This is a genomic window from Geobacillus zalihae, assembly GCF_030414215.1.
Taxonomy (GTDB): domain Bacteria; phylum Bacillota; class Bacilli; order Bacillales; family Anoxybacillaceae; genus Geobacillus; species Geobacillus zalihae.
Genome location: NZ_CP129217.1, coordinates 2,770,736 through 2,788,465, shown reverse-complemented (window position 1 = coordinate 2,788,465; position 17,730 = coordinate 2,770,736). Strand labels below are relative to the sequence as shown.

The window sequence follows — 17,730 nt, the reverse complement described above, 5'->3', positions numbered from 1 at the left end:
CTCCTCCTTTTTTCGTTTGCTTTTGCGCGAAACGGGGCACAATAAAAGGAGAAGCGGGAAGGAAAAAGGAGGAAAAAGTGATGAAGATCGGCATTCCAAAAGAAATCAAAAACAATGAAAACCGCGTCGCCATCACTCCGGCAGGCGTGATGACGCTCGTCAAAGCGGGGCATGACGTGTATGTGGAGACGGAAGCCGGCGCTGGGTCGGGGTTTTCTGACGCTGAATATGAAAAAGCCGGGGCAGTGATCGTGACAAAAGCGGAAGATGCCTGGGCGGCGGAGATGGTGTTGAAAGTGAAAGAACCGCTGCCTGAGGAGTTCCGCTATTTCCGTCCAGGGCTCATTTTATTTACGTATTTGCATTTAGCCGCGGCCGAAGCGCTCACGAAAGCGCTCGTCGAGCAGCAAGTGGTCGGCATCGCTTACGAGACGGTGCAGCTTGCGAACGGCTCGCTGCCGCTGTTGACGCCGATGAGTGAAGTCGCCGGCCGCATGTCGGTGCAAGTCGGCGCCCAGTTTCTCGAGAAGCCGCACGGTGGGAAAGGCATTTTGCTTGGCGGCGTGCCCGGGGTGCGTCGCGGCAAAGTGACGATCATCGGCGGCGGCACAGCGGGGACGAACGCGGCGAAAATCGCGGTCGGCCTCGGGGCGGACGTGACGATTTTGGACATTAACGCCGAGCGGTTGCGCGAGCTCGATGATTTGTTCGGCGACCAAGTGACGACGTTGATGTCCAACTCGTATCATATCGCCGAATGCGTGCGGGAATCGGATTTGGTCGTCGGCGCCGTCTTGATCCCGGGGGCGAAAGCGCCGAAGCTTGTGACGGAAGAGATGGTGCGCTCGATGACGCCAGGCTCGGTGTTGGTCGACGTCGCCATTGACCAAGGCGGCATTTTCGAAACGACCGACCGCGTCACGACGCACGACGATCCGACATACGTCAAGCACGGCGTCGTCCATTACGCCGTCGCGAACATGCCGGGCGCGGTGCCGCGCACGTCGACATTCGCGCTTACGAACGTCACGATCCCATACGCCTTGCAAATCGCCAACAAAGGCTACCGCGCCGCGTGCTTGGATAACCCGGCGCTGTTAAAAGGGATCAACACGCTCGACGGGCATATCGTGTACGAAGCGGTCGCGGCGGCGCACAACATGCCGTATACGGATGTTCATTCGTTGCTGCAGGGATGAAACCATGAAGATGGAGCCGCCTTGATGGCGATGAGAAAACAAAGCTGTCCGAATCGGCTTGGGGATCGAGCCGGTGGACAGCTTTTGCCAATGGCCTCTCTCGGTGAACTACCCACCACCTACGCTTCGCTTAGAGATGGGGGCTTCAAGCGACTTGTGTGTGTTCGCCGAACGGTAAGCCACACACAAGAACCCTTTACGCTTCCCTTCGTTCCGAAGGTGTCCGTTCTAGCCATATTCTATCCTATTCGTTGGCTGACGCCAACCGAGATTCATCTCCCACTTTCACTTCGTTTCAAAGTGGGAGACTTCTTTCGGAAAGATGTTAAACCATGATCAACTCCTTCGAAAACGACGTCAATACCTCAACCCCATGATCCGTGACCGCGACGTCGTCTTCAATGCGCACGCCGCCGATGGATGGGACGTAAATGCCCGGTTCGATTGTAAACACCATGCCGGGGGCGAGCGGTTCGTTGTTGGCGCCATGAAGCGATGGGTATTCGTGGATCTCGATCCCTAAGCCGTGCCCGACGCGGTGGGTGAAATAGTCTCCGTAGCCGGCTTGTTCGATGACGTTTCGGGCGGCGCGGTCGATCTTCTTCATCGCGGTTTGCGGGCGGCAGGCGTCGATCGCCGCCTGCTGGGCGCGCCGAACGGTATCGTAAATGAGCCGCTGTTCGTCGCTTGCCGTCTGACAGACGACGGTGCGGGTAATGTCGGAGCAATACCCATCGACGATGACGCCTAAATCGAACAGCACGAAATCCCCCGGTGCGACCGCCGCCGTTCCCGGCACGCCGTGCGGATCGGCTGATTTTGCGCCCGTGAGCACGGTCGTGGGAAACGACATCCCTTCAACGCCGAGTTTTTTCAGCTCATATTCAATAACGGCGACAAGTTCGAGCTCCGTCACGCCCGGGCGGATGGCCGAGACGCCGATTTCGATCGCTTTGTCGGCAAGTTCCGCCGCCTGGCGCAACACCTTCATTTCCTGCTCATCCTTGATCAGGCGAAGCTGGCGCAGCTTTTCTTCGGCGTCGTGCCACTTGGCGTTTGGAAACAATGCCGAGAGACGCTCGAAACGGGCGAACGACAAATCGTTTTTCTCAACGGCAATCGAGACGGCCTTGATGCCGCGCGCTTCGAGATGGCGGCGGATCTCGTTCCACGGGTCAGTGCTGTCGTCGTAGCCGATCACCGTATGCCCAAAGCCGCTCCGGCGGGCGCGCGGCGCTTCCATTTGCGGACAGACGAGCGCGGGCTCGCTGTCAGGGAAAACCAAAAGCGCCAGCAGCCGCTCGTGCGGGTCGCACCGAAATCCGCTCAAATAAAAGACGTTGGCGCTTGACGTGATGAAGGCGAATGAACTATGTTGTTGTTGAAGCCAAGAGGAAAATGCTTGCAGCCGTTGGTTCATCGTTCCCTTCCTTCCTTTTTTCGTGATCGTCCATTTTGAGCGTATCAAGAAACGGGCCGTTTGTAAATGGACAGGCGGGAAAAGAAGGAAATGGATGGGCGGCGGCGAATCATGTGTAGTGGAAAGGAGAGATGTGACGATGAAAATCAGCTACCATGGCCATTCGGTCGTCCGCATTGAGACGAACGGAAAAACGATTTTGATCGACCCGTTCATCACCGGCAATACGACGACCGATTTGAACGCGGCGGATGTGAAAGCGGATGTCATTTTGTTGACGCACGGGCACGGGGATCATGTCGGCGATACGGTTGAAATCGCCAAGCGGAACAACGCCCTTGTCGTGGCCACATTTGAGCTGGCGACGTATTTAAGCTGGCAAGGCGTCGAGACGTTTGGCATGAACATCGGCGGGGCGCGCGAATTTGACTTTGGCACGGTCAAGTTCACGCAGGCGTTCCACAGCTCCGGGTTTGTGACGGACGACAAGCAAATCATTTATTTAGGCATGCCGACCGGCATTTTGTTCACGGCCGAAGGCAAAACGATCTACCATGCCGGCGACACTGGGCTGTTTTCCGACATGAAGCTGATCGGCGAGCGCCATAACATCGATGTCGCCTTTTTGCCGATTGGGGACAGCTTCACGATGGGGCCGGAAGACGCGGCGGTCGCCGCCGAGTGGCTCGGGGCGAAACTCGTCGTGCCGATCCATTACAACACGTTCCCGCCGATCGCCCAAGACCCCGAGCGGTTCGTCTCGCTCCTCCCGCCGGGCGTCGGCCGCGCGTTGAAACCGGGGGAAAGCATCGAGCTGTAACAGAGGCGCCCTTCCCGCTTCGGGAAGGGCGCTTTCTGATGGCCGGCGCGACCGTTGAATCCCCGCCGCTGCGCCCTGTATAATGGAGGTAACAATGCGTAAAGGGTGAAGAACCGTTGGCGACAAAACACGAGCAAATTTTGGAATACATTCACCGGCTGCCGATCGGCGAGAAAATTTCTGTCCGGCAGATCGCCAAGGAAATGGGCGTAAGCGAAGGGACGGCGTACCGGGCGATCAAGGACGCCGAGAACAAAGGGTATGTGAGCACGATTGAACGCGTCGGCACGATCCGGATTGAGAAGAAACGGAAGGAAAACATTGAGAAGCTTACGTACGCTGAGGTTGTCAACATTGTGGACGGCCAAGTGCTTGGCGGACGTGAAGGGCTGCATAAGACGCTCAACCGTTTTGTCATCGGCGCCATGCAGCTGGAGGCGATGATGCGCTATACGGGCGCAGGGGATTTGCTTATCGTCGGCAACCGGACGAAGGCGCACGAGCTGGCGCTTCAGGCGGGGGCGGCCGTGCTCATCACCGGCGGGTTTGACACGGCCGACCACGTGAAAAAGCTCGCCGATGAGCGGCAGCTGCCGATCATTTCGACGAGCTATGACACGTTTACGGTCGCGACGATGATCAACCGGGCGATTTACGACCAGCTCATCAAAAAAGAAATTGTGTTGGTCGAGGATATTCTCATTCCGCTTGACAAAACAGCGTACTTGCGCATCCATGATCCGATTGAGCGGTGGTATGCGTTGAACAAAGAGACGCGCCATAGCCGGTTCCCGGTCATCGATGATGAGCTGAAAGTGCAAGGGGTTGTGACGGCAAAAGACGTGCTGGATGTCGACCGGCAGCTGCCGATCGAAAAGGTGATGACGAAGCAGCCGATTACGGTGAACGGAAAAACGTCAGTGGCGTTTGCTTCTCATATTATGGTATGGGAAGGAATTGAGCTTCTCCCGGTGGTGGATGACTATAACCGGCTGCAAGGGATCATCAGCCGCCAAGACGTGTTAAAAGCGCTGCAAATGGCGCAGCGTCAGCCGCAAGTCGGGGAGACGATCGATGATCTCATCACCGCCCAGTTTCGTGAGTCAGGCGACAAAGAAACGCTGTTTCGCTGCACGATTACGCCGCAGATGACGAACTATTTAGGGACGCTCTCGTACGGCGTGTTTACGACAATCGTCACCGAAGCAGCGGCGCGCATGCTTCGCGCGTACAAACGCGGCGATTTGGTGATGGAAAATATCACGATTTACTTCATCAAGCCGGTGCAAATCGACAGCACGGTCGACGTGCGGGCAAAGCTTTTAGAGCTCGGGCGCAAGTTCGGCAAAGTGGATGTCGAAGTGTATAACGAAGGCGATCTTGTCGGCAAAGCCATGATGATGTGCCAGCTGATCGACCGATAAACGGTAAAGGAAAAAAAGGATGTCCACTTCCTTATGGGAACATCCTTTTCCTTTATCGTTGGCCGGCGCATACGCCAAACGGTATTACCCTTGTTTTGCCGCTTCCTTTGCCTCTTCGACCGCCTGCGGCAGATAGCAGCGGTAGGCGCGGTAGCCGGCCCAAACGCTCCCGAAGCCTAAGGCGATAAAAATGGCGCAGATGATATAGGTCACGGTTGTCTGATACAAAAACAATTGGTTGATCCCGAACAAGGCAACGAACAGTCCAAGCGCCATGCTCGATTTCGCTGAGAGAAAGCGGCGTTCCATCGGACGATGGGAGCGGACGTAGCGGATTTTATAATAGACGTAAAACGAAAAGGAAAATATAATGAAAATAACCAAGGCTGGCATGGTTGGGTCCCTCCGTTGTTCATTTCTTTTTTCATTGTACATAGAAGCAGGGAAAAATGCCAGCGGTTGAATATGACAGGTGACTAAAGGGGAAGAACGAATGAAACCGGTTCATCAACAAATTCTTGATGCGATTCGTGAATTTGACACGATCATCATCCACCGCCACGTTCGCCCGGACCCGGACGCGTACGGGTCGCAAGGCGGGTTGGCGGCGTTGCTTCGGGCGTCGTTTCCGAAAAAAAGGGTGTACGCGGTCGGAACGGACGATCCGTCGCTGTCGTTTTTGCGGAACATGGATGTCATTGATGATTCTGTGTACGCGCAGGCGCTCGTGATCGTCTGCGATACAGCTAATGAGGAGCGGATTTGCGACAGCCGCTATCGGCTCGGGCGAAAGCTCATTAAAATTGACCATCACCCGAACGACACGCCGTATGGCGACATTATGTGGGTCGATACCGCCGCCAGTTCGACAAGCGAGATGATTTATGAGTTTTATTTGGCGGGGAAAGAGGAAGGGTTGACGATGACCGTTGAGGCGGCGCGTCTCATTTACGCCGGCATTGTCGGCGATACGGGCCGCTTTTTGTTTCCGCGCACAAGTGAAAAAACGTTCCGCTACGCTGGGGAGCTCATTTCGTACGGCTTTTCGCTGACGGAATTGTACGACGGATTGTATCGGACGAGCTTGCCGCTCGCCCGCTTAAGCGGTTATGTGTTGTCGAACTTTATGATCGAGGAAGGGGTGGCGGCTGTGAAAATGCCGCGGGCGCTGCTTGAGGAATACGGCGTCACCCCGCTTGAGGCGTCGCAGCTCGTCAGTTTGCTCGGCAATATTGACGGCATTGTCGCCTGGGTGTTTTTCATTGAGGAAGAACGGGAAATCCGCGTCCGCTTCCGTTCCAAAGGGCCGGTCATCAATGTGGTCGCCAAACGCTACGGCGGCGGCGGCCATCCGCTCGCAGCCGGTGCGTCCATTGCTTCTTGGGAGGAAGCGGATCGCGTGATTGAAGACGTAAAAGCGGTCTGTCGGGCTGAGCGGTGACGGAAACGGGTGGTTTTAACATCTTTCCGAAAGAAGTCTCCCACTTCTAAACGAAATGAAAGTGGGAGGTGAATTTCAGTAAAACCGTGGGGCACACGGGGATCGCTCGGTCAACTTCCCATCATGAGAGGGGATTACCCGAGAAGCCCCCACCTCTAAGCGAAGCGTAGGTGGTGGGAGTATGTCACAAAGTTGTTGTTTCAAATGAAGCGTCATGTTGATAGGAGAAGGCGTCCCGAAGGCTTTCGGGACACCCTCTTTTCCCGCAAGACGCGCTTGTTTGGCACTCCACCGCGGCGGAATGGGGCGGCAAGGCGCGCTCTACGAAAGCGGCGTCAGTTTCACTTCGACGGCCAACAAGGTAAAGATCGTGAGTGTGTGAAGTTCAAGCCGGTATGTCTTCTCGTGGATCGTATACGTTTTGTTTTCAATTGCCCGCTCAATCAGTTCGCGGCTGTTGTACACCGTTTCGATATCTTTCGTAATCAAATGGGACAAATCTTCTTTGACGCTGTCTTCAATGCGAAACGTCGTGTATGAATCAAGTTTATATTGCTCGGCGTTGGCGAGATGGACGGAAACGTCCTGAACGGTCAGCTTTTTTTTCATTTCCTTATTGTAATGAATATAGTCTTCCTGCCAAATGCGAATTTCGTTTTGCAAATCGGCGATCTGTTCGTTGAGCTCATTGACGTGCCGCACTTGTTTTTCCTGCAAGACGCCGAACATATACAAAAAGACAAACCAACTGATGAGCGCTCCGATCGCCGCGCCGGCAAAAAAGCGCTGCCATGACGGGTATTGGTAATACGGAGGAATTCTCATGGCGAAATGTGCTCCTGTGTCAGCCACGTGATGATCGCCACTCCGGTCTGTGCTCCGCCCATGGCGGACAAAATGAGCAAAAATTGCCGCACGATGTCTTTCGTTTCCCCTAAAAACAGCCCTCGCTCAACGACGTAAAACGTGTCAAACGTCCCGCCGATGGCGGCGACGACCGCCCAAATGCGCAAATCGCCGGCAAATCGGTACATGGCCGTCAGCGGCTGGCCGCCGCTCAAAAACGCGCCGAGCGCGCCGATGATGGCGCCGCCAAGCAGCACGCCGACGGCGATAAAATAGCTTTGAATAAACGCCGGCAAGAAGGCTGCTTTTTCGTTCATGCGTTTCCCCGCCCTTTCTTTCTCTCTTATCTATGTATATCAATAGGGTGGACGGAGTATGTAGCCGAAAGAAAAGTTTTCGCCCGTCAAGCGCACGGATGAGGGAGGGATGGTCATGATGTTCGTTCACTTGCATGTGTTGAGCGGATACAGTTTGTTTCAAAGTGCGGCGGCGGTGGAGGCGCTTGCAGCGAGGGCGAAACAGCTCGGCTATCAAGCGCTCGCGCTCACGGACCGGAATGTGTTGTATGGCGCTATTCCGTTTTACCGGGAATGCAAGCAGAACGGCATTCGCCCGATTATCGGCGTGACGGCTGATGTCGCTCTTTCTGGGGAGGAAGCGTTCCCGCTCGTGCTGTTGGCCGCCAATGAAGAGGGGTATCGCCATTTGCTTGAAATCAGCACCATGATGCAAATGGGGGAAACAAAGCATATGGAGGAAGCCGCTCTTGTGCGCTTAAGCGGCGGCATCATCGCCATCACTCCCGGAAGCGAGGGACGCGTCGAGTCGCTTGTAGCCGCCGGCGAATGGGAGCGGGCGAAAGAGGCGCTTGGCCGCTATCATCAGCTGTTTCCAGGACGGCTGTATGTCGCCGTTCAGCGCGGCGAGCAAACGCGAGCCCCATATGAAGCCGGGTTGTTGCAGCTGGCGGAGGAAACCGGCGTCCCAATCGTGGCGACGAACGACGTCCGTTACGTGGAGCGCAGCGATGCCGTGGCGTGGCGTTGCTTGCAGGCCATCGGCCGCGGCGCGCTGCTCGCTGACATTGAGGACGATAACGGCCGCTATTTGGCGGGGCCAGAGGAGATGGCGCGCCGGTTTGCGGACTTGCCGGAGGCGCTCGAGAACAGCCTGGCGATCGCCGATCAATGCGAGCTGCAGATCGAGTTTGGCGGCTGGCGGCTGCCGGCGTATCCTGTTCCGGACGGAGAGACGGCCGACAGTTATTTGCGCCGCTTATCGGAACAAGGGCTCGCCCGACGCGTGCCGTCGGCCGATGAGCGCTACTGGCGTCGGCTTTCGCATGAGCTGGATGTGATTCAGTCGCTTCATTTCAGCGACTATTTTTTGATCGTCGCCGATGTGCTCGCCTACGCCCGCCGGCGCGGCATCTTAACCGGCCCGGGCCGCGGTTCGGCGGCCGGGTCGCTTGTCGCCTACGCATTGTCGATCACCGATGTCGATCCGATCAAGTATGGGCTTTTGTTTGAACGGTTTTTAAATCCGGAGCGGGCGTCGGTGCCGGATATTGACTTGGATTTTCCTGATGACCGGCGCGAAGAAGTGATTCGCTATGTGGCGGATAAATACGGGCGCGACCGCGTTGCGCAAATCATTACGTTCGGCACGTTCGGCGCCAAAGCGGCGCTGCGCGAGACGGCCAAAGCGCTTGGCGTCCCTGGGCGGGAGGCGGAACAGGTTGCGGCGCTCTTGCCGAGCAAACAAAGTGTGACGCTCCGCCAATGGCATGCCGAGTCCGCCGCTTTTCGGCGAGCGGTGGCAGCGGTTCCGCAAGGGAGAGAGTGGCTGGCTGTTGCGCAAAAACTGGAAGGGCTGCCGCGCCATACGTCGATCCACGCTGCTGGTGTCATCATCAGCCCGGAGCCGCTCGTTCGCTTCGTGCCGCTGCAGCCAAGCCATGGCGAATGGCCGCTGACGCAATACGCGATGGGGGCGCTTGAAGCGCTTGGATTGCTGAAAATTGATTTTCTCGGTTTGCGCACGCTCACGTTGATCGAGCAGATCGTGCGTTTGATCGAGCGGCAGACCGGAAAGCCGTTTGACATCCGCACGTTGCCGCTTGATGATGAAAAAACGTACGCGCTGCTTGGCGCTGGAGATACAAACGGCATTTTTCAGCTCGAATCAAGCGGGATGAAGCGCGTGCTCGCCGAGCTGCGGCCGTCTGAGTTTGAAGATGTCGTCGCCGTCAATGCCTTGTATCGGCCGGGGCCGATGCAAATGATCCCCGTTTACATCCGGCGCAAGCGCGGCGAGGAGCCGATTGAATACATCCATCCTGACCTTGCGCCGATTTTAGCGCCGACATACGGGGTATTGATCTATCAAGAGCAAATTATGCAAATCGCCGCCCGGCTTGCCGGATTTTCGCTCGGACAAGCGGACGTGCTTCGCCGGGCGGTGGCGAAAAAAGAGAAAGCGCTGCTTGCTAAGCAGCGTCAGACGTTTGTCGCCGGCTGCGTGGCGAACGGCTATCCGAAAGCAGTCGCCGAGGAACTGTACCGACACATCGTCCGCTTTGCCGATTACGGCTTCAACCGAAGCCACGCGGTCAGCTATGCGCTGTTGTCGTATGCGATGGCGTATATGAAAGCTCATTACCCGCTTTGTTTTTATGCGGTCATGCTCACCAATGCTTCCGGCGACCGAGAAAAAGCGGCGGTGTACTATTGGGAGGCGGCGCGAAAAGGGATCAACGTCCTTTTGCCGTCGGTCAACAAAAGCGGTTTTCGCTCTTTTGTGGAGGGGAGCGCCATTCGCCTTGGGCTCGCGATGGTGAAGCAAGTCGGCTCGGCGGCGAAGCTGATTGTCGAGGAGCGGAAAGCGAACGGACCGTTTGCCGACTTCTTTGATTTCGCTGCTCGCTTGCTGCCAAAAGGGCTCGGGCGCCCGGCGCTCGAGGCGCTCATTTCCGTTGGGGCGTTTGACGAGTTCGGTGCAGATCGGGCTTCGCTTCTTGCCAGCATTGACATTGCGATCGAACATGCGCAATGGGTTCAGGCGCTGCAAGCCGGAGGGCTGTCGTTAAAACCGAAATATGCTGCCGCACATTCGTGGCCTTTGTCCGAACGGCGGCGGCGGGAAGCGGAGTTTCTTGGCTTCGCCGTCACCCCGCATCCGGCGGCGGTGTGCCGCCCGTTGCTGCAAGCGGCGGGGGCGGTGTGTGTTGCCGATGTGCAAGGTCCGTCAACTGTAGTCGGGGGAGCGGTCGTCCGCATACGGAAAACGAGGACAAAGCAGGGTGAAGAAATGGCGTTTTTCACCGTCGGCGATGAGAGCGGGGAATTGGAGGCGGTGGCGTTTCCGAACGTTTACCGCCGCGCGGCGGACGTATTGAAAGAAGGACAGTTTGTATTGCTTGCCGGAACGATTGAGGTGCGCGGCGGACGGCGTCAGCTCATCATTCGCCGCGCCGAGCGCCTGCTCGTGTCAGCGCTGTATATTAACGCAGGCCATGCGCTATCGGATGGACCGCGGCTTGCGGCGTTGAAGCAGCTGCTCGAACAACACCACGGAAGCATTCCGGTTTATTTATACGACGAAGCGAAGCGGAAGCTTCTCCGCCTGCCGGAACGGTATGCGGTTGACTTCACCGCGCCGCTTGTCGACGAATTGCTCTCTCTATTCGGTGCTGGGCGCGTCGCTGTCAAATAAGTCACCCTTTACTATTTCGCTATTTTGTTATATCGTATAACCATTAGGTGGTCAGACCAGTGGATGAAGCGAAGGAGAGGGGTCATTGTATCAAAGAGGAGAACGTGTATGCCGAGACGTTGAAACATATCCACCGCATGATGGCGGAAGACAACTTAGCCCCTGGCGACAAGCTGCCGTCGGAGCGCGAGCTGGCCGAACGGCTCGGCGTCGGGCGTTCATCGGTGCGCGAGGCGTTGCGGGCGCTTGAATTTCTCGGCTTGATTGAAACGCGGCGCGGTGAGGGGAGGTATAGGCGTGAGGTTGGCAGCCACCAGCTGATCGACCTGTTGGCGATGTTTTTGTTGGAAAACGAACGGGCAAAGGCCGATTTGGCGGAAACAAAATGGCTCATCGAGCGCCTGTTGCTTGCCCTTGCGTGTCGGCGCCGGAGCGCGGAGGACGTAGACGAGTTGAAAAAAATCGTTCGTCAAAAACCGATTGATTTCGCGCGGTTTTTCGAGACGGTGGTGGAAGCGGCTGGCAATGTTTTGCTCGCCCGCATTTGGCGGGTGCTGTCGGGGTTTGCCGCTTCATTTGCGCCCGAGCCGCCCCTTGCTGACGCCGGTTATGAACAGCTGCTCGCCGCTTTGGAAAGGCAAGATCCGGCGGAGACTGTCGCCGTCTGGGAGGCGCAACGGCCTTCGCCGTTGTCGAAACGGGCCGGACATCGTTTGACAAACAATGATGTCCATTTTCGATAAAGTAGTAGAGAGGCGAAAACGCAAAGGAGGGGCTCCCTCGTGTGGAAAGACTTGTTTGTGAAAAAGAAAAAGTATGCACCGTTGCCTTCAGAACAAGCGAGGCATGAAGTGCCGGAAGGCGTGATGACGAAATGTCCGCAATGCAAGAAAATTATGTATACAAAAGAGTTGATCAAAAACTTGCGCGTTTGCCTAAGCTGCGGCTACCATCATCCGATGCCGGCGCGTGAACGGATTGCAAGCCTTCTTGATGACGGCAGCTTCCGCGAGTATGACGCCGATATGATCTCGGTCAATCCGCTCGGCTTTCCGGGCTACATCGAAAAACTGGAAGAAGACCGGCGCAAGTCAGGGCTGAACGAGGCGGTCGTCACCGGCGAAGGAGCGCTTTATGGCCATCCGCTCGTCATTGCTGTCATGGATTCATCGTTTCGCATGGGCAGCATGGGCTCGGTCGTCGGCGAAAAAATCACCCGCGCCGTCGAACGAGCGCGCGAACAGCAGATGCCGTTTCTCATTTTCACCGCTTCCGGCGGCGCCCGCATGCAGGAAGGGGTGTTGAGCCTCATGCAAATGGCGAAAACAAGCGCGGCGCTCAAACGGTTCAGCAACGACGGCGGCTTGTTCATCTCCGTCATGACCCACCCGACGACCGGCGGTGTATCGGCGAGCTTCGCCTCGCTTGGGGATTATAACTTTGCCGAGCCGGGGGCGCTCATTGGTTTTGCCGGCCGCCGCGTCATCGAGCAGACGGTGCGCGAAGAGCTGCCGGACGATTTCCAGACGGCGGAGTTTTTGCTGAAGCACGGGCAGCTTGATGCCGTCATTCACCGCCACGAGCTGAAAGAAACGCTTGCGGTCGTCTTGGATCTTCATCAAAAAGGAGGGGAAGAGGGATGGTGGCGGAATTAGAATTCGAAAAGCCGCTTGTCGAGCTGCGCCGCAAAATTCAAGAGTTGAAAGAGTTCATGAAAACGGCGGATGTCGATTTATCGGCGGAAATCGAAAAGCTTGAGGCGCGCCTCGCCAAGCTGGAAAACGAGATTTATGCGAATTTGACGCCGTGGGACCGCGTGCAAATCGCCCGCCACCCGCAGCGGCCGACGACGCTCGATTACATCGAGCGGTTGTTTACGAACTTTCTTGAGTGCCACGGCGACCGCTGCTTTGGCGATGACGAGGCGATCGTCGGCGGCATCGCCAAATACGACGGACTCCCCGTGACGGTCATCGGCCACCAGCGCGGCAAAGATACGAAAGAAAACTTGCGCCGCAACTTTGGCATGCCGCATCCGGAAGGATACCGGAAGGCGCTGCGGCTCATGAAGCAGGCAGAAAAGTTTTCGCGGCCGATCATCTGCTTTATCGACACGAAAGGCGCCTACCCGGGCAAAGCGGCCGAAGAGCGCGGGCAAAGCGAGGCGATCGCCCGCAACTTGTTTGAAATGGCTGGGCTCACGGTGCCTGTCGTCTGCATCGTCATCGGAGAGGGCGGAAGCGGCGGGGCGCTTGCCCTTGGCGTCGGCAATCATATCCATATGCTGGAAAATTCGACGTACTCGGTCATCTCGCCGGAAGGGGCGGCGGCGATTTTGTGGAAAGACGCCTCATTGGCGCAGCGGGCGGCGGAAACGATGAAAATCACCGCTCATGACTTAAAGGCGCTCGGCGTCATCGATGAAATCATTCCAGAAGTCAAAGGCGGCGCTCATCGCAACGCCGACGAGCAGGCAAAAGAAATTGACCGCGTGCTGCGCCGTTCGCTCAAACAGCTGTTGGCGCTTGACGGCGAAGAGCTCGTCCGGCAGCGCTATGAAAAATTTAAACAAATGGGCCAAGTGTCGTTTTTGCCGGAAACGATTCGGGCAAGATAAGGAAAAAGCTGTCTCCGTCGCGGGACAGCTTTGTTCTATCGTGAAAAAATCCACTTTTGTAAGCCGTTTCATCGATCGCTTCTGTATTGTGTTCCGCTGTTGTTCATGGTACATTAGGGATGTTCAAGAAGACGTATGAGGTCGGACGTGTGCAATTCAATGCAAACGAGGTGGAAATGATGAAACGGATTGGTGTGTTGACAAGCGGCGGCGACTCGCCGGGCATGAATGCGGCCATTCGCGCTGTCGTCCGCAAAGCGATTTACCATGGGGTGGAAGTGTACGGAATCTACCACGGGTATGCCGGGTTGATCGCCGGCAATATCAAAAAGCTGGAAGTCGGGGACGTCGGGGACATCATCCATCGCGGCGGCACCATCCTTTATACCGCGCGCTGCCCGGAGTTTAAGACGGAAGAAGGACAGAAAAAGGGGATCGAGCAGCTGAAAAAGCACGGCATTGAAGGGCTGGTCGTCATCGGCGGCGACGGGTCGTATCAAGGGGCGAAAAAATTGACGGAGCACGGCTTCCCGTGCGTCGGCGTGCCCGGGACGATCGACAACGACATTCCAGGCACCGATTTCACGATCGGTTTTGACACCGCGCTCAATACGGTCATTGACGCCATTGACAAAATCCGCGACACGGCGACGTCGCATGAGCGGACGTACGTCGTCGAAGTGATGGGCCGCCATGCCGGCGATATTGCGCTATGGTCGGGGCTTGCCGGAGGGGCGGAGACGATTTTGATTCCGGAAGCGGACTACGACATGGACGACATCATCGCTCGCTTGAAGCGCGGCCATGAACGCGGCAAAAAACACAGCATCATCATCGTCGCCGAGGGAGTCGGCAGCGGCGTCGACTTCGGACGGCAAATTCAAGAGGCGACCGGCTTTGAGACGCGCGTGACGGTGCTTGGCCATGTGCAGCGCGGCGGATCGCCGACGGCGTTTGACCGCGTGTTAGCGAGCCGCCTCGGCGCCCATGCGGTCGAGCTGCTCCTTGAAGGCAAAGGCGGCCGCTGCGTTGGCATTCAAAACAACCAAATCGTGGACCATGACATTGCCGAAGCGTTGGCGAAAACACATACGGTCGATCAGCGGATGTATACATTGTCGAAAGAGCTGTCGATTTAATTCCCGAGGGGAAAGGAAGAAGAAGTGATGAAGCGGAAAACGAAAATCGTCTGTACGATCGGGCCGGCCAGCGAGAGCGTAGACAAGCTCGTGCAATTGATCGAAGCGGGGATGAACGTGGCGCGCCTCAACTTTTCGCACGGAGATCATGAGGAACACGGGCGGCGCATCGCCAACATTCGCGAGGCGGCGAGGCAGACGGGCCAAACGGTCGCCATTTTGCTCGATACGAAAGGTCCGGAAATCCGCACGCACAATATGGAGAACGGCGCCATCGAACTGAAGGAAGGGGCAAAGCTCATCATTTCGATGAGCGAAGTGCTCGGCACGCCGGAAAAAATTTCTGTCACCTATCCGGGGCTGATCGATGATGTGTCCGTTGGTTCGAAAATTTTGCTGGACGACGGGTTGATCGGCCTTGAAGTCAACGCAGTCGACAAGCAAGCTGGAGAAATTGTCACGACCGTCTTAAACAGCGGTGTGCTCAAAAACAAAAAAGGGGTCAATGTCCCCGGCGTGCGTGTCAATTTGCCGGGCATCACCGAGAAGGACCGAGCCGATATTTTATTTGGCATCCGTCAAGGCATCGACTTCATCGCCGCCTCGTTTGTGCGCCGGGCGTCTGATGTGCTCGAAATCCGCGAGCTGCTCGAGGCGAATGACGCCTTACATATCCAAATTATCGCGAAAATTGAAAATGAAGAAGGCGTCGCCAACATCGATGAAATTTTGGAAGCCGCCGATGGCCTCATGGTGGCGCGCGGCGACCTTGGCGTTGAGATTCCGGCTGAGGAAGTGCCTCTCATTCAAAAAATGCTCATTAAAAAGTGCAACATGCTTGGCAAGCCGGTCATCACGGCGACGCAAATGCTCGACTCGATGCAGCGCAATCCGCGGCCGACGCGGGCTGAGGCGAGCGATGTCGCCAACGCCATTTTTGACGGCACCGACGCCGTCATGCTTTCCGGAGAAACCGCAGCCGGCCAGTATCCGGTCGAAGCGGTAAGGACGATGCACCAAATCGCGCTCCGCACCGAGCAGGCGCTGGAGCATCGCGACATTTTGTCCCAGCGCACGAAAGAGAGCCGAACGACGATCACCGATGCCATCGGCCAATCGGTCGCCCACACGGCGCTCAATTTGGATGTCGCGGCGATCGTGACGCCGACGGTGAGCGGAAAAACGCCGCAGATGGTGGCGAAATACCGCCCGAAAGCCCCGATCATCGCGGTGACATCAAACGAAGCGGTCTCGCGGCGGCTGGCGCTCATTTGGGGCGTGTATACGAAAGAAGCACCGCATGTCAATACAACCGATGAAATGCTCGATGTGGCGGTCGACGCGGCAGTGCGCTCCGGCTTGGTGAAGCACGGCGACTTGGTCGTCATCACGGCCGGCGTGCCGGTCGGCGAAACGGGATCGACGAACTTAATGAAAGTGCACGTCATCAGCGACTTGCTTGCCAAAGGGCAAGGCATCGGCCGCAAGTCGGCATTCGGCAAGGCGGTCGTCGCCAAAACGGCGGAAGAGGCGTGCCAAAAAATGGTAGAGGGCGGCATTTTAGTCACCATCAGCACCGATGCCGATATGATGCCGGCTCTCGAAAAAGCAGCGGCGATCATTACTGAGGAAGGCGGGTTGACGAGCCATGCGGCGGTCGTCGGCTTAAGCCTTGGCATTCCGGTCGTCGTCGGGGTGGAAAATGCCACAAGCTTGTTTAAAGATGGGCAAGAGATCACGGTCGATGGCGGCTTTGGCGCCGTCTACCGCGGCCATGCGAGCGTGTTGTAACGGACGTTGCAGCAAAACAGGGTGTCCCAAAAGCAGCGGGACACCCTTTCGCATCGTCCTGTATACCCATTAAACATCTTTGTGAAACGAAAGATTGTATTCCTATTATAGAAAGCCGAGCTTTTGAGACAGCTCCCTTCGATTACGTGGTCGGCTTGCCGATAATAAAGCGCCAAAGATCACGAAAAACATTGGCGCTATGGAGCGTGCGGATGATGACAAGCGCGACGGGGCCGGCAATCAAGCCGAGAAAGCCGAGCAGCTTGAAGCCGACGAACAAGGCGATGAGCGTGGCGAGCGGATCGAGGCCGATCGTTGAAGAAAGCACTTTCGGCTCCATGATTTGCCGTTGGACGAGGACGACGACATACAGCACGCCCAATCCGATGGCAAACGGAATGTCGCCGCTAGCCATGGTGTAAATGATCCAAGGAACAAATACAATCCCCGTTCCCAAATATGGCAAAAGATCGACGAACCCGATGATCAATGCGATCGTAATGGCGTAATCGACGCGCAAAATAAGCAAGCCGATCAACACGATGACCGTCGTAATCGAAATGAGCGTCGCCTGCGCTTTGATAAAGCCAAACAGCGCCCGCTTTAAATCAAGAAACACCGTTTTTCCGCTTGTGCGGGCTTTCGTCGGCAGCCATTGCTGCGCCATGCGCACGAGACGCCGCCAGTCTTTGCTGATAAAAAACGTCGCCAACAGCGAAAAAATAAACACGGTCGCGGCATTCGGCAGCCAGGCGAGAAGCTGCGGAATGTTTTGCAGGATGCTTTGGACAAATTCACCAACCGTCGTCCCCATTTTTTTTCCGACGGCTTGAATGTTTTGCATAATCGTATCCTGTTGGGTGGCGCTTAAACTTTTAAACATCCCGGCCAAATCTTTGTAAATCGGGATGATTTGGTCGGCGACGAACGTCTCCATATACGTGATCAATGCTTGAAATTTTTCCGGCACGACGCGGGCTAAATATTGCGTTCCCGAAACGATTTCGGCAACAAGAAGCGTGACCAAGCCGGCGACCGCGGCAAACAACATGATGAGCGTGACGCTGACCGCGAGCCAGCGCGGCATTTTCGCTTTCCGCTCCAAAGCATCGACGAGCGGGTTGATGATCATCGCGATGAAAAAGGCGATGATGAACGGATACGTCACCGTCGCGATGTAGTACGCAGCGATGGCGCCGAGCGCGACAGCGGCGATGACAAGAAAAAAGCGCAAAAAGCGATCAACATAAACTCGGGACAATGTTTCACCTCCAACGACGTTCCATATTGATATATTACACGTTTTCTTACGGGGAAGC

At 56.4% G+C, this 17,730-nt stretch carries 15 protein-coding genes; 10 read left to right on the top strand and 5 right to left on the bottom strand.

Annotated features, from left to right (window positions below):
• Positions 1–80 precede the first annotated feature (80 nt).
• Complete coding sequence (ald, locus tag QWV57_RS14070; RefSeq protein ID WP_129447153.1) at positions 81–1,199, top strand: alanine dehydrogenase; 1,119 nt, start codon at positions 81–83, stop codon at positions 1,197–1,199.
• Positions 1,200–1,524: 325 nt separating this feature from the next.
• On the opposite strand, the gene QWV57_RS14065 is transcribed toward ald, so the two are convergent.
• Positions 1,525–2,619, bottom strand: coding sequence for a M24 family metallopeptidase (locus QWV57_RS14065; protein ID WP_060788527.1), 1,095 nt, complete (start codon positions 2,617–2,619; stop codon positions 1,525–1,527).
• A 139-nt stretch (positions 2,620–2,758) separates the two neighbouring features.
• Here QWV57_RS14065 and QWV57_RS14060 point away from each other — a divergent pair, with 139 nt between their 5' ends.
• Positions 2,759–3,439, top strand: a complete 681-nt coding sequence (locus tag QWV57_RS14060; RefSeq protein WP_021322125.1) for a metal-dependent hydrolase — start codon at positions 2,759–2,761, stop codon at positions 3,437–3,439.
• Between the two features lie 116 nt (positions 3,440–3,555).
• The gene (locus QWV57_RS14055; RefSeq protein WP_129447155.1) at positions 3,556–4,863 is read left to right on the top strand and encodes a CBS domain-containing protein; all 1,308 of its coding nucleotides are present in this window, start codon (positions 3,556–3,558) and stop codon (positions 4,861–4,863) included.
• 84 nt (positions 4,864–4,947) lie between these two features.
• On the opposite strand, the gene QWV57_RS14050 is transcribed toward QWV57_RS14055, so the two are convergent.
• Entirely contained in the window at positions 4,948–5,256 is a 309-nt protein-coding gene (locus QWV57_RS14050; RefSeq protein ID WP_013144507.1) for a YtpI family protein, read from the bottom strand.
• A gap of 100 nt (positions 5,257–5,356) precedes the next feature.
• Here QWV57_RS14050 and QWV57_RS14045 point away from each other — a divergent pair, with 100 nt between their 5' ends.
• Positions 5,357–6,304, top strand: coding sequence for a DHH family phosphoesterase (locus QWV57_RS14045; protein WP_013524308.1), 948 nt, complete (start codon positions 5,357–5,359; stop codon positions 6,302–6,304).
• A 321-nt stretch (positions 6,305–6,625) separates the two neighbouring features.
• Here QWV57_RS14045 and ytrI read toward each other — a convergent pair whose 3' ends face one another.
• Both ytrI and ytrH read right to left on the bottom strand, forming a co-directional pair.
• On the bottom strand, positions 6,626–7,129 hold the full coding sequence (ytrI, locus tag QWV57_RS14040; protein ID WP_081132764.1) for a sporulation membrane protein YtrI: 504 nt from the start codon (positions 7,127–7,129) through the stop codon (positions 6,626–6,628).
• Positions 7,126–7,467, bottom strand: a complete 342-nt coding sequence (gene ytrH, locus QWV57_RS14035; protein ID WP_011232219.1) for a sporulation membrane protein YtrH — start codon at positions 7,465–7,467, stop codon at positions 7,126–7,128. Before ytrH ends, ytrI begins: the two co-directional genes overlap by 4 nt.
• 115 nt (positions 7,468–7,582) lie before the next feature.
• Between ytrH and dnaE the strand changes: the two genes are divergently transcribed.
• The 6 genes from dnaE to pyk all read left to right on the top strand — a co-directional run bounded on the left by dnaE (position 7,583) and on the right by pyk (position 16,411).
• The gene (dnaE, locus tag QWV57_RS14030; RefSeq protein WP_301099969.1) at positions 7,583–10,864 is read left to right on the top strand and encodes a DNA polymerase III subunit alpha; all 3,282 of its coding nucleotides are present in this window, start codon (positions 7,583–7,585) and stop codon (positions 10,862–10,864) included.
• A 59-nt stretch (positions 10,865–10,923) separates the two neighbouring features.
• Complete coding sequence (locus QWV57_RS14025) at positions 10,924–11,607, top strand: FadR/GntR family transcriptional regulator (protein WP_081132763.1); 684 nt, start codon at positions 10,924–10,926, stop codon at positions 11,605–11,607.
• Between the two features lie 39 nt (positions 11,608–11,646).
• The gene (accD, locus tag QWV57_RS14020) at positions 11,647–12,519 is read left to right on the top strand and encodes an acetyl-CoA carboxylase, carboxyltransferase subunit beta (RefSeq protein ID WP_025949478.1); all 873 of its coding nucleotides are present in this window, start codon (positions 11,647–11,649) and stop codon (positions 12,517–12,519) included.
• Complete coding sequence (gene accA / locus QWV57_RS14015) at positions 12,504–13,481, top strand: acetyl-CoA carboxylase carboxyl transferase subunit alpha (protein ID WP_011232215.1); 978 nt, start codon at positions 12,504–12,506, stop codon at positions 13,479–13,481. Before accD ends, accA begins: the two co-directional genes overlap by 16 nt.
• A 179-nt stretch (positions 13,482–13,660) precedes the next feature.
• Positions 13,661–14,620, top strand: coding sequence for a 6-phosphofructokinase (gene pfkA / locus QWV57_RS14010; RefSeq protein ID WP_015375590.1), 960 nt, complete (start codon positions 13,661–13,663; stop codon positions 14,618–14,620).
• Positions 14,621–14,647: 27 nt separating this feature from the next.
• Positions 14,648–16,411, top strand: a complete 1,764-nt coding sequence (pyk, locus tag QWV57_RS14005; protein WP_015375589.1) for a pyruvate kinase — start codon at positions 14,648–14,650, stop codon at positions 16,409–16,411.
• A 142-nt stretch (positions 16,412–16,553) separates the two neighbouring features.
• Here the strand turns inward: pyk and ytvI are convergent, their stop codons facing one another.
• Positions 16,554–17,672 (bottom strand): sporulation integral membrane protein YtvI, encoded by a 1,119-nt coding sequence (gene ytvI / locus QWV57_RS14000; RefSeq protein ID WP_015375588.1) that lies wholly within the window; start codon positions 17,670–17,672, stop codon positions 16,554–16,556.
• Positions 17,673–17,730 lie beyond the last annotated feature (58 nt).

Coding starts and splice junctions, on each gene's coding strand:
- ald (WP_129447153.1), top strand. CDS start 81: ATGAAGATCGGCATTCCAAAAGAAATCAAAAACAATGAAAACCGCGTC.
- QWV57_RS14065 (WP_060788527.1), bottom strand. CDS start 2,619: ATGAACCAACGGCTGCAAGCATTTTCCTCTTGGCTTCAACAACAACAT.
- QWV57_RS14060 (WP_021322125.1), top strand. CDS start 2,759: ATGAAAATCAGCTACCATGGCCATTCGGTCGTCCGCATTGAGACGAAC.
- QWV57_RS14050 (WP_013144507.1), bottom strand. CDS start 5,256: ATGCCAGCCTTGGTTATTTTCATTATATTTTCCTTTTCGTTTTACGTC.
- QWV57_RS14045 (WP_013524308.1), top strand. CDS start 5,357: ATGAAACCGGTTCATCAACAAATTCTTGATGCGATTCGTGAATTTGAC.
- ytrI (WP_081132764.1), bottom strand. CDS start 7,129: ATGAGAATTCCTCCGTATTACCAATACCCGTCATGGCAGCGCTTTTTT.
- ytrH (WP_011232219.1), bottom strand. CDS start 7,467: ATGAACGAAAAAGCAGCCTTCTTGCCGGCGTTTATTCAAAGCTATTTT.
- dnaE (WP_301099969.1), top strand. CDS start 7,583: ATGATGTTCGTTCACTTGCATGTGTTGAGCGGATACAGTTTGTTTCAA.
- accA (WP_011232215.1), top strand. CDS start 12,504: ATGGTGGCGGAATTAGAATTCGAAAAGCCGCTTGTCGAGCTGCGCCGC.
- pfkA (WP_015375590.1), top strand. CDS start 13,661: ATGAAACGGATTGGTGTGTTGACAAGCGGCGGCGACTCGCCGGGCATG.
- pyk (WP_015375589.1), top strand. CDS start 14,648: ATGAAGCGGAAAACGAAAATCGTCTGTACGATCGGGCCGGCCAGCGAG.